Source organism: Brucella pecoris, assembly GCF_006376675.1.
Classification (GTDB): domain Bacteria; phylum Pseudomonadota; class Alphaproteobacteria; order Rhizobiales; family Rhizobiaceae; genus Brucella; species Brucella pecoris.
This window is the reverse complement of the sequence record NZ_VEWK01000005.1, coordinates 153165-164776: the sequence shown is the minus strand read 5'-3', so window position 1 is coordinate 164776 and position 11612 is coordinate 153165. Positions and strand designations below refer to the sequence as shown.

The following is an 11612-nucleotide window of genomic DNA, read 5'->3' as shown; positions in this document are numbered from 1 at the left end:
GGATGCGATTGCATTCGAAGGAGCACGAAATGGCTGAACCGGAAACCTGCGATCTGTTTGTCATCGGCGGTGGTATCAACGGCGCGGGCGTGGCCCGTGACGCCGCCGGGCGCGGCCTGAAGGTGGTGCTGGCGGAAAAGGACGATCTGGCGCAGGGAACATCATCGCGCTCCGGCAAGCTGGTGCATGGTGGCCTGCGTTATCTCGAATATTATGAGTTCCGCCTTGTGCGCGAAGCGCTGATCGAGCGCGAAGTGCTTCTGAACGCCGCCCCCCATATCATCTGGCCGATGCGTTTCGTGCTGCCGCACAGCCCGCAGGATCGTCCGGCCTGGCTGGTGCGGCTCGGCCTGTTTCTCTACGACCATCTGGGCGGTCGCAAGAAGCTTCCCGGTACACGCACGCTGGATCTGCGCCGCGACCCGGAAGGCACGCCGATCCTCGACCAATATACCAAGGGTTTCGAATATTCCGACTGCTGGGTGGATGATGCGCGTCTGGTTGCACTCAATGCGGTTGGTGCTGCTGAAAAGGGCGCAACCATCCTCACCCGCACGCCTGTCGTCTCCGCACGCCGCGAAAAAGGCGGCTGGATCGTGGAGACCAGAAACAGCGACACAGGCGAAACCCGCACATTCCGCGCGCGTTGCATCGTCAACTGTGCCGGGCCGTGGGTCACGGATGTCATCCACAATGTTGCCGGATCGAACTCCTCGCGCAATGTGCGCCTCGTCAAGGGCAGCCACATCATCGTTCCGAAATTCTGGTCGGGCGCAAATGCCTATCTTGTCCAGAACCACGACAAGCGCGTGATCTTCATCAATCCTTATGAGGGCGACAAGGCACTGATCGGCACCACCGATATCGCCTATGAAGGCCGTGCCGAAGACGTTGCGGCGGACGAGAAGGAAATCGACTATCTGCTGACGGCTGTGAACCGCTATTTCAAGGAAAAGCTGCGCCGCGAGGACGTGCTGCACTCCTTCTCCGGTGTGCGCCCGCTGTTTGACGACGGCAAAGGCAATCCTTCCGCCGTCACGCGCGATTATGTCTTCGACCTCGATGAAACCAACGACGCACCGTTGCTCAACGTCTTCGGTGGCAAGATCACCACGTTCCGCGAGCTGGCAGAGCGCGGCATGCATCGCCTCAAGCATATCTTCCCAAAGATGGGCGGCGACTGGACGCATGGCGCACCGCTTCCCGGCGGCGAAATCGCCAATGCCGACTATGAAACCTTCGCCAATAGCTTGCGCGACACTTATCCGTGGATGCCGCGCACACTCGTCCATCATTATGGCCGCCTCTACGGTGCGCGCACGAAAGACGTAGTTGCAGGCGCGCAGAACCTCGAAGGTCTCGGTCACCATTTCGGCAATAGCTTCTATGAGGCGGAAGTGCGCTATCTGGTGGCCAAGGAATGGGCGAAGACGGCAGAGGACATTCTCTATCGCCGTACCAAGCATTACCTGCACCTGACCGAAGCCGAGCGTGCCGCATTCATCGCATGGTTCGACAACGCAAATTTTACTGCCTGAGGAAGCCATGGCCCTGACGCTTTCGCTGAACACCAATCCACTGGTCAACCGCTTTGCAGAGCCGGACGATCTGATCGAAACCGTTGCGCGCGATCTGCGCCTCCGTGACCTTCAGCTTACCCACGAATTCATCAATCCAAGCTGGCAGGCTTCGACCATTCGCCGCCTGACGCGCGACATGGACAAGGCACTGCAGCGCACCGGCGTTCGTGTCACCTCCGGCATGACCGGTCCCTATGGCCGCCTCAATCACTTCGGCCATCCGGACGCAGAAGTGCGTCGCTATTATATCGACTGGTTCAAGACCTTTGCTGATATTATCGGCGATCTTGGCGGCAAGTCCGTCGGCACGCAGTTTGCGATCTTCACCTATAAGGATTTTGACGATCCGGAACGCCGCGAAGATCTGATCAAGATTGCCATCGATTGCTGGGCGGAAGTCGCCGAACATGCGAGCCGTGCCGGTCTCGACTATGTGTTCTGGGAACCGATGAGCATCGGGCGGGAATTTGGCGACACAATTACTGAAAGCATCAAGCTTCAGGACCGTCTCACCGCCACCGACATGGCGTTACCCATGTGGATGATGGCCGATATCGACCATGGCGACGTGACCTCGCCCAATCCCGACGATTTCGATCCTTATGCGTGGGCGCGCGCTGTCCCGAAAGTCTCGCCGATCATCCACATCAAGCAGAGCCTGATGGACAAGGGCGGCCATCGTCCGTTCACCGCGGCATTCAATGCCAAGGGTCGTATCCAGCCGGAACCGCTTCTGAAAGCCTTTGCCGAAGGCGGCGCGCAGGACAATGAAATCTGCCTCGAGCTTTCATTCAAGGAACGCGAACCGAACGACCGCGAAGTCATTCCGCAGATCGCGGAAAGTGTGGCTTTCTGGGCCCCGCACATTGACACCGGCGCTAAGGATTTGAAGATATAGAGCATTTCCAGCAAAAGTGCGAAGCGGTTTTGCGTCGGATAATGCGGCAAAACAAATAGTTAGGGCGGTTCCAACGATTCGGTATTAATCGGAACCGCTCTAGAAAAAACAGGGGCCAACCGCTTTTAAGATGGCAGATTCGGACGACTCTCTGGCGCTGCGCGCTGCATGGCTTCATTTCGTGGCGGGCATGACCCAGTCAGCCGTTGCGAAACGCCTTGGTCTGCCCTCGGTGAAGGCGCATCGCCTCATCGCCAAGGCTGTCGCCGATGGCGCGGTGAAGGTCAGTATCGACGGTGATATCACCGAATGTATCGATCTCGAAAACCGTCTCGCCGACATGTATGGCCTCCACTATTGCGAGGTCGCGCCTGACATTGGCGAAGAGGGTCTGCCGCTCATGGCGCTCGGCCATGCCGGCGCGGATTTCATGCGGCGCGAGATCGAACATGGCGATCATGAAGTCATCGGCATCGGCCATGGCCGCACGCTTTCGGCCGCAGTCAACTATATGCCCCGCGTGGTGGCCAACGACCTGCGTTTCGTCTCACTGCTCGGCGGCCTGACTCGCAATTTTGCCGCCAACCCGCATGACGTGATGCACCGCATCGCCGAGAAGACCGGCATGCCCGCCTATGTGATGCCAGTCCCCTTCTTCGCCAACACGGCGGAGGACCGCGAAGTGCTGCTCGCCCAGCGTGGTGTTGTCACTGTTTTCGACATGGGTTGCCGTGCTGAATTGAAGATCGTCGGCATCGGCACCGTCGATGCCCAAGCGCAGCTCGTCACATCCGGTATGATAGAACTGGCCGAGGTCGAGGAGATTGCCAGCCTCGGCGGCGTTGGTGAAATGCTCGGGCATTTCTTCGACGCGGACGGCCAGCGCCTTGAAACCGCGCTGACGGCCCGTACCATCGCCGCTTCGGTGGAAAACGCGGATATGAGCCGAATCGTTGGGCTTGCCGGTGGAGTTTCCAAGGCGGAAGCCATCCGCGCCGTGCTGAAAAGCGGGCGTCTTTACGGCCTCATAACCGATGAACGCACGGCAAAGGCACTCGTTGAAAAGACAGATGGAAAATAACAAAGTAACATTTTTGCAATGGATTATTTTGTGATTTTGTGATTTAACTTCGCGCAGAAAATGTTCCGCCAATGAGATCGGAAACAGCGTGAAGCGCGACGACAGAAGACAGGCGATCATCAACCTTCTGATCGAAAATCAGGCTGTCGATCTCGACGATCTGGCGGATCGGTTTGCCGTTTCAAAAATGACGATCCATCGCGATCTGGATTCGCTGGAACATTCCGGCGTATTGCGCAAGGTGCGTGGCGGCGCGACGATCGATACCGGCACCCAGTTCGAAAGCGATTTCCGCTTCCGCGAGCGACAGGACGGCGAAGCGAAGCAGAAAATGGCCCGCGCAGCACTTGAGCTGGTTGAGCCGGGCATGACCGTGATGATCAATGACGGCTCTATGGCCGCAGTCCTCGGCGGTTTGCTACTGGAAAAACGCCCGCTGACGGTCATCACCAACAATGCCGTGATCATCGAGGAACTAAAGGGCGAGAGCGGGATCAATCTCATTGCGCTCGGCGGTGTTTTCTCGGCCAAGTTCAATGCGTTTTTCGGCATTCTGACAGAAAGCGCCTTGTCGCATCTCAGCGCCGACATCGCCTTCATTTCCTCGCCCGCAGTCAATGGAAAGCTCGTCTATCACATGGATGAAAACGTGGTGCGTACAAAGCGCGCCATGACGGCATCCGCCGCCCGCACCTGTCTTCTGGTCAATCACCAGCGGTTCGGACGCCCTGCCCTGCATGTCATGGCCGATCTTTCCGATTTCGACGCGATCATAACCGATGCCTCCCCCGACGCGACGGTCCTTACCGATCTTGCTCAGGCAGGCATTGCGCTGACCATCGCTGACGACTGCGCATAAACCTAAAGGACGAAAATTGAGCATGACCAAATTCTGGATTGGCACGAGCTGGAAGATGAACAAGACGCTGGCTGAAGCCCGCGTTTTCGCCGAAGCGCTGAAAACTGCCGATGCGAGCCGGTCGTCGGACATCCAGCGCTTCGTCATCCCGCCGTTTACCGCCGTGCGCGAAGTGAAGGAAATTCTCTCCGGCACATCCGTCAAGGTGGGTGCGCAGAACATGCATTGGGCCGATCAGGGTGCATGGACGGGCGAGATTTCGCCGCTGATGCTCAAGGACTGCAATCTCGATATTGTCGAACTCGGTCACTCGGAGCGTCGCGAACATTTCGGCGAAACCAACGAAACTGTTGGCCTGAAAGTGGAAGCTGCCGTGCGTCACGGTCTGATCCCGCTCATCTGCATCGGTGAGACACTGGAAGACCGTGAAAGCGGGCGCGCGGCGCAAGTGCTGGAAGAAGAAGTGCGCGGCGCACTTTCCAAGCTTTCCGACGACCAGAAGAAAGCCGAAATCCTGTTTGCCTATGAACCGGTCTGGGCCATCGGCGAAAACGGTATCCCGGCATCGGCGGACTATGCCGATGCGCGACAGGCGGAAATCATTGCGGTTGCAGAAAGCGTGCTTGGTCGCCGCGTGCCTTGCCTTTATGGCGGCTCGGTCAATCCGGACAATTGCGAAGAGCTGATCGCCTGCCCGCATATCGACGGGCTTTTCATCGGTCGCTCGGCATGGAACGTCGAAGGCTATCTCGACATTCTGGCCAAATGCGCCGCCAAAATTGCATCCAAATAAGGAGTAACGTCATGAAAGTAGCAGTAGCAGGCGACAGCGCCGGTGAAGGTCTGGCCAAGGTTCTCGCCGATCATCTCAAGGACCGCTTCGAGGTCTCGGAAATCTCGCGCACGGATGCTGGCGCAGATGCATTCTACGCTAATCTTTCCGACCGCGTGGCTTCGGCCGTTCTCGATGGCACCTATGATCGCGCCATCCTCGTTTGCGGCACCGGCATCGGCGTATGCATCGCGGCCAACAAGGTTCCCGGCATCCGCGCCGCGCTGACGCACGACACCTATTCGGCGGAACGCGCAGCGCTCTCCAACAATGCGCAGATCATTACCATGGGCGCCCGCGTCATCGGTTCGGAAGTGGCCAAGACCATCGCCGACGCCTTCCTCGCGCAGACCTTTGACGAGAACGGCCGTTCGGCTGGCAATGTTGACGCCATCAACGAAGTTGACGCGAAATACAACGCACGTTGATCTTCAACGCATGAAACAAAAAAGCGGAGGGTTTCCCCTCCGCTTTTCTTTTGCCGTATCGGCTGAATTTAGCTGAACTTCGGATCCAGCGAGCCATCGCGATAACGCTTTGCCATTTCGGAAAGCGGGATCGGACGGATGGATGCAGCATGACCGGCAGTGCCGAACTGCTCGAAACGCTCCTTGCAGAGCTTGGTCATCGCAGCCATTGCCGGCTTCAGATATTTGCGCGGATCGAACTCACTCGGATCTTCCTGCAGGACGCGGCGGATCTGGCCGGTCAGCGCCATACGGTTGTCGGTGTCGATGTTGATCTTGCGCACGCCATGCTTGATGCCGCGCTGGATTTCCTCGACCGGAACGCCCCAGGTCGGCTTCATCTGGCCGCCGTATTTGTTGATGATTTCCTGCAGCTCTTCCGGCACCGAAGACGAACCGTGCATGACAAGATGCGTGTTCGGCAGCTTGCGATGGATTTCCTCGATCACATTCATGGCGAGCACGGAACCGTCCGGCTTGCGGCTGAACTTGTAGGCGCCATGCGACGTGCCCATGGCGATTGCCAGTGCATCGACCTTGGTTTCGCGCACGAATTTCACAGCTTCGTCCGGATCGGTCAGAAGCTGGTCGTGCGACAGCACGCCTTCCGCGCCGTGGCCATCTTCAGCGTCGCCCATGCCGGTTTCGAGCGAACCCAAAACGCCGAGTTCACCTTCCACCGAAATACCGCCGAGATGCGACATCTCGCTGACCTGACGCGTGACGGAAACGTTGTAGTCCCAGTCGGCAGGCGTCTTGCCGTCAGCCTTGAGCGAGCCGTCCATCATGACGGAGGTGAAGCCTGCCTGAATGGCGGTCATGCAGGTGGCGGCTTCGTTGCCATGGTCGAGATGCACGCAGACCGGAATATGCGGATAGATTTCCGTTACCGCATCCATCATGTGACGGAGCATGATGTCGTTTGCATAGGAACGCGCGCCGCGCGAAGCCTGCAGGATCACCGGCGCATCAGCGGCATCCGCCGCTTCCATGATGGCGAGCGCCTGTTCCATGTTGTTGATGTTGAATGCCGGGACGCCGTAACCCTTTTCAGCGGCGTGATCGAGCAATTGCCGCAGCGTAATGCGCGCCATTTCTAGCCTCCTAGAGCGCATCCCGAAAAGTGTGAAACGGTTTTCGGAACAAGATGCGCGTAAAAACAAATGGATGGAGCATTGCCAATGCTCCAGACGATGTCAGATCAGGTTATTTCGCGAAGTATTCGCCGAGGATATCCACCTCTTCGGCCACGCCGAACACCAGCGCACTGCGGTCGTGATAGGTTTGCGGGACGATATCGAGAATGGATCTCGAACCGTCGGTCGCCTTGCCACCCGCCTCACGGGCGAGGAAAGCAATGGGATTGGCTTCGTAGACGAGCCGCAGGCGGCCCTTTTCGTAGCCAGGGCGGCTGTCATTCACATAGAAGAACAGGCCGCCGCGCTGCATGATGCGGTGCATGTCGCCCACCGCAGCACCGAGCCAGCGCATGTTGAAGTTACGCCCGCGCGGGCCTTCCTTTCCAAGGAATGCATCGTTGACATAGGCTTGCATGCCAGCGGACAAATGCCGCTGGACAGATGCGTTGAACGCCAGATCGGACGTGCGTTCCGGCAGCGTCACATTGCGGCGCGTGATATGGAAAACCCCGCTTGCCGGATCGAAGGTAGCGAAGATCACACCCTCGCCGACCGAAAAGCCGAGATCGACCGAATTGCCGTAGGAAACATAACCGGCAGCAATCTGGCGGTTACCGGGCTGCAAGAACGGCTCCGCCGTATCCGCCGGGAAAACCGAGAAAATCGTGCCAAGCGGGGCGCCGAGACCGACATTGCCCGAACCGTCAAGCGGATCGATGGCAACGGCGATCAGCCCATCGGCCTTGCCTGCTACGGGAAGATCCGCTTCCTCCGAAAGAATGGAGGCCGCACCTGCCGCGATCAGCAGCTCAACGAACAGATTGTGCGAACCGACATCAATGCACTTCTGCTGGTCCTGATCGCTGTTAACACCGACGAGCTTGCCCGGATCACCGGGAAGCGAACCGCGTGCGATGCGACCGGCAAGCCGCGTTGCGCCAGCCAGAATAGCCTTGATCGCATCGGCGGTCGCAAGGCGCAGCGCGTCCTTGCCAGCCCAGTTGTCGAGATAGGCGCCGACAGCTTCGGCTTCCACGCGATCGCTATCGCCCACCAGAACCAGCGGAGAAAAATTGCCAGCCATCGTCATTTGCCCTGCTCCAGCAAGAATTTGGCGCGGGCGATAATCGCATCGGCCGTAATGCCGAATTTTTCATAGAGCACCTCGGCCGGTGCCGAAGCGCCAAAGCCATCCATGCCGATCACATCGTCTTCACTATCGACATAACGCGTCCAGCCGAATTTGCCTGCGGCCTCGACGGCGATGCGCGGCGCATCGCCCAGAACGCCCTTGCGGTAATCCTTGCTCTGCTTTTCGAACAGATCCCAGCTCGGCATGGAGACGACCGCCGTTGCGATGCCTTCTTCGGCAAGCTTTTCGGCAGCCTTCACCGCGAGCGAGACTTCCGTGCCCGTGGCAAGCAATGTGATCTGGCGTTCGCCTTTTGCTTCACGCAGTACATAGGCGCCACGCGCGGAGAGGTTCTCGCCATTGTCGGTGCGCAACTGCGGCACGTTCTGGCGCGAAAGGGCCAGAACCGAAGGCGTATGCGGATCGGAAACCGCTACAGCCCAGCATTCCAGCGTTTCAATCGTGTCTGCCGGGCGGAAGACATGCAGGTTCGGCATGGCGCGCAGGCTGGCCAGATGTTCAACCGGCTGGTGGGTCGGGCCGTCTTCGCCGAGACCGATGGAGTCATGCGTCAACACATGGATGACACGCACACCCATGAGCGCCGAAAGGCGGATGGCGTTGCGGGCGTAATCGGAGAACACCATGAAGGTGCCGCCGTAAGGGATGAAGCCGCCATGGACCGCGATACCGTTCATGGCTGCGCCCATCGCAAATTCACGCACGCCGTAGCTGATATAGCGACCGCTCTTTTCCGCCGTGAAATCGCTGTCGACGGCAGGAACGCGGGTGAGGTTCGAATGGGTAAGGTCAGCCGAGCCGCCGATCATTTCCGGCAGGGCTGCCGTCAGGCTTTCAAGCGCGATCTGGCTTGCCTTGCGGGTCGCAACATTCTGCGGCTTGTCGAGGAGACGTTGCTTGGCATCGCCGACGACCGCTGCAAAGCCTTCCGGCAGAACGCCAGCAATACGACGGTCGAATTCGGCGCGTTCGGCTTCTGGCAGCGCATCGACGCGCTTCTGCCATGCTTCACGTTCCGAGACACCACGCGCACCGGCTTCACGCCAGACATTGAGCAACGGGGCCGGAATTTCAAAAGCTTCCGCTGTCCAGCCGAGCGCTGCCTTGGTGGCGGCATTTTCAGCGGCACCCAGCGGCGCGCCGTGCACACCGCTCGTACCGGCGCGATTTGGCGAACCATAGCCAATGACGGTCTTGAGCGCGATCAGTGTCGGACGGTCGGACTGTGCCCTGGCGCGCGTCAGAGCAGCGTCGATAGCATCATGATCGTGACCGTCGACCTTTTCGACGTTCCAGCCACACGCCTTGAACTTGGCGGGAATATCGTCGGTGAAGGCGATTTCCGTGCTGCCGTCGATGGTGATGCCATTATCGTCATAAAGCAGGATCAGCTTGCCGAGGCGAAGGTGACCCGCCAGCGAGATCGCTTCCTGTCCCACGCCTTCCATGAGGCAGCCGTCGCCGCAGAACACATAGGTGCGGTGATCGACGATATCCTTGCCGAACTGGTCGGCGAGCGCGCGTTCGGCGATTGCCATGCCGACCGAGCTGGCAAGCCCCTGACCGAGCGGGCCGGTGGTCAGCTCAACGCCTTCGGTATGACCATATTCCGGATGACCGGCGGTCTTCGAACCCCACTGACGGAAGTTCTTCAACTCATCGATGGATACGTCCTTGTAGCCCGCCAGATAGAGCGCGCTGTAAAGCAGCATCGAGCCGTGGCCGTTGGAGAGCACGAAACGGTCGCGGTCCGCCCAGTTTGGCGTCGACGCATCGAATTTGAGGTGCTTCGAGAACAAAACGGCGGCTGCATCGGCCATACCAAGTGGCATTCCCGGATGGCCGGAATTGGCAGCATCGACGGCATCGATCGAGAGAGCGCGAATGCAATTGGCGAGTTGCAGCATATCTGATACGGGCGGGGCGAAATTCATCGGCGGCAACCTCCTTGCCAAAGCAAAGCCTTAAGCATGTCGCGGAAACTGAGAACGGCTTTCCGACGCCGACATGCATAAAAACAACAAAGCCGGAGCGCATTTACGCAAAGGCAATTGCGTGCGAAGCGCTCGCGTTGCCCGAGATTTTGCGGTCTTTTCGGGACCAGCGCCCCAGGCACCAATTGCGGTAACACCGTTTCAAAAGCATAACAATACGGCCATAACATTATAACGATTTAAATGTGATATTGAGTGTGATTTTTCTTTCCACATCCTTGTTTTTGGCCGTTTAGAGGGGGCGAATCGCAGCTTCAGCGCCGCGACTCACCTCCCAAAACGCAAAAAGCAGTCCGTGGATGACCACAGACTGCTCCTTATAATGGTATCGAGATGAGGCGGATTACGCGCCGGCCATGCGCTGGCGCCGTTCACGCAAAAGCATCGGACCATATTCGAGAACATAAAGCCCGAAAGCGCCCATCCAGAGCAAGGCCGATGCGGCGAGGATGGTATGGAAGAAATTCGGCATGACTTCCGCCAGCGGGCGGATCAGCGCGGCGGCAACCAGGCACAGATAGGCAATCTGCGTGACGGGCGAGGCCGTCAGCTCGCGTCCGGTATGGCCTCGCGTCGCCCGTGTCATGACCGCCAGCATCATGCAGCCGATCGCGCCCACGGTTACGATATGCAAGGCGGAATAAGGATTGAGGCGATCGATGGCCGAGAGACCTATGGCGATGAAACCGAGCGGAATGAATGCGTAGGCAACATGAAGGATAAGCAGCAGCCTTTCCCGTGCGACCGACCATCCCCGCCAGCGGTAAAGCCGAACGATATGAAACAGGGCTGCAATCCACGCCAGAACGGCGGTTATCGTCTGATCGGGTGCGGCGATCCAGCCGATACACGCAGCCACCCCGACGAGAATACTGAAGCCGTCATAGCGGTTGAACGGCACCGGAAATCGCGTCCGCCCCATCTTGTTGAGCCAGTTGCGGGTGAAGCTTGGCACAATGCGCCCACCGATCACCATGACCAGCAGGACATAGGCACTGACACCAATGCGGTTGGCCAATGCCACGTCGCCATCGGTCAGGATCAGATAATGAAAGACGAGATTGGCAACCATCACCGTTGCGACGCCGACCAAAACCTTCAGGTTTTTCCATTGGCGTCCGGCAATGATTTCCCGTCCGCAGATAAAAAGCAGCGAGGGCAGAAACAGGCTTTCGACCGCAACGGCGAACCGTATATCGACAAGATCAGGCTCCAGAAACACGAGCCGCCCAGCAAGCCATATTCCACAAAGAACAGCAAGCGGTATCCCCGACACCGGCAGACCGCCGGTCCAGTTCGGAATGGCTGTCAACAGGAACCCTGCCAAAACGGCGGAGGAGAAGCCAAACACCATTTCATGGGCATGCCAGTTCAGCCCGCCGTAGGAACCGCCGAGCGGCATTCCAAGCGTCAGCGACAATATCCAGAAGAGCATGGCCAGAACGGCCCATATGGCTCCGCCCAGAAAGAATGGGCGGAAGCCATAGCTGAGGAGGACGGGACCGGTCATTTTCAGTCCACGCGGCATACCTTTTTGATCGGATGGCATCGCAGCAGGTACTGCCTGCAGGCTTGGCTGTCTGGTCATGATGTCCTCGTCATGTAGCCG

10 protein-coding genes are annotated in these 11612 nt (G+C 58.6%); 6 read left to right on the top strand and 4 right to left on the bottom strand.

Translation table 11 applies throughout. The annotated features are described in order from the left end of the window. Window positions 1-29: 29 nt before the first annotated feature. From FIB18_RS11890 to derI, 6 genes are all read left to right on the top strand, one after another. Window positions 30-1538, top strand: a complete 1509-nt coding sequence (locus tag FIB18_RS11890) for a glycerol-3-phosphate dehydrogenase (protein WP_140020907.1) — start codon at window positions 30-32, stop codon at window positions 1536-1538. A 7-nt stretch (window positions 1539-1545) separates the two neighbouring features. Beyond that, window positions 1546-2478, top strand: a complete 933-nt coding sequence (locus tag FIB18_RS11885; protein WP_140020906.1) for a TIM barrel protein — start codon at window positions 1546-1548, stop codon at window positions 2476-2478. A 130-nt stretch (window positions 2479-2608) separates the two neighbouring features. After that, the gene (locus FIB18_RS11880; protein WP_140020905.1) at window positions 2609-3559 is read left to right on the top strand and encodes a sugar-binding transcriptional regulator; all 951 of its coding nucleotides are present in this window, start codon (window positions 2609-2611) and stop codon (window positions 3557-3559) included. Between the two features lie 88 nt (window positions 3560-3647). After that, window positions 3648-4418: a DeoR/GlpR family DNA-binding transcription regulator gene (locus FIB18_RS11875; RefSeq protein WP_140020904.1), complete on the top strand. Its 771-nt coding sequence runs from the start codon at window positions 3648-3650 to the stop codon at window positions 4416-4418. Window positions 4419-4440: 22 nt separating this feature from the next. Beyond that, complete coding sequence (locus FIB18_RS11870; RefSeq protein WP_140020903.1) at window positions 4441-5211, top strand: triose-phosphate isomerase; 771 nt, start codon at window positions 4441-4443, stop codon at window positions 5209-5211. 11 nt (window positions 5212-5222) lie between these two features. Beyond that, window positions 5223-5678, top strand: a complete 456-nt coding sequence (derI, locus tag FIB18_RS11865; RefSeq protein ID WP_140020902.1) for a D-erythrulose-4-phosphate isomerase — start codon at window positions 5223-5225, stop codon at window positions 5676-5678. A 68-nt stretch (window positions 5679-5746) separates the two neighbouring features. Here the strand turns inward: derI and fba are convergent, their stop codons facing one another. From fba to FIB18_RS11845, 4 genes are all read right to left on the bottom strand, one after another. Further along, a complete protein-coding gene (gene fba / locus FIB18_RS11860) occupies window positions 5747-6811 on the bottom strand; it encodes a class II fructose-bisphosphate aldolase (RefSeq protein WP_140020901.1) in 1065 nt (354 codons plus the stop codon). A 112-nt stretch (window positions 6812-6923) separates the two neighbouring features. After that, window positions 6924-7946, bottom strand: a complete 1023-nt coding sequence (locus FIB18_RS11855) for a class 1 fructose-bisphosphatase (protein WP_140020900.1) — start codon at window positions 7944-7946, stop codon at window positions 6924-6926. Next, window positions 7943-9943 carry a transketolase gene (gene tkt, locus FIB18_RS11850; RefSeq protein WP_140020899.1) on the bottom strand — a complete coding sequence of 667 codons (2001 nt, stop codon included), beginning with the start codon at window positions 9941-9943 and terminating at the stop codon, window positions 7943-7945. Before tkt ends, FIB18_RS11855 begins: the two co-directional genes overlap by 4 nt. Before the next feature lie 403 nt (window positions 9944-10346). Further along, on the bottom strand, window positions 10347-11591 hold the full coding sequence (locus FIB18_RS11845) for an NnrS family protein (protein ID WP_140020898.1): 1245 nt from the start codon (window positions 11589-11591) through the stop codon (window positions 10347-10349). Window positions 11592-11612: the final 21 nt, after the last annotated feature.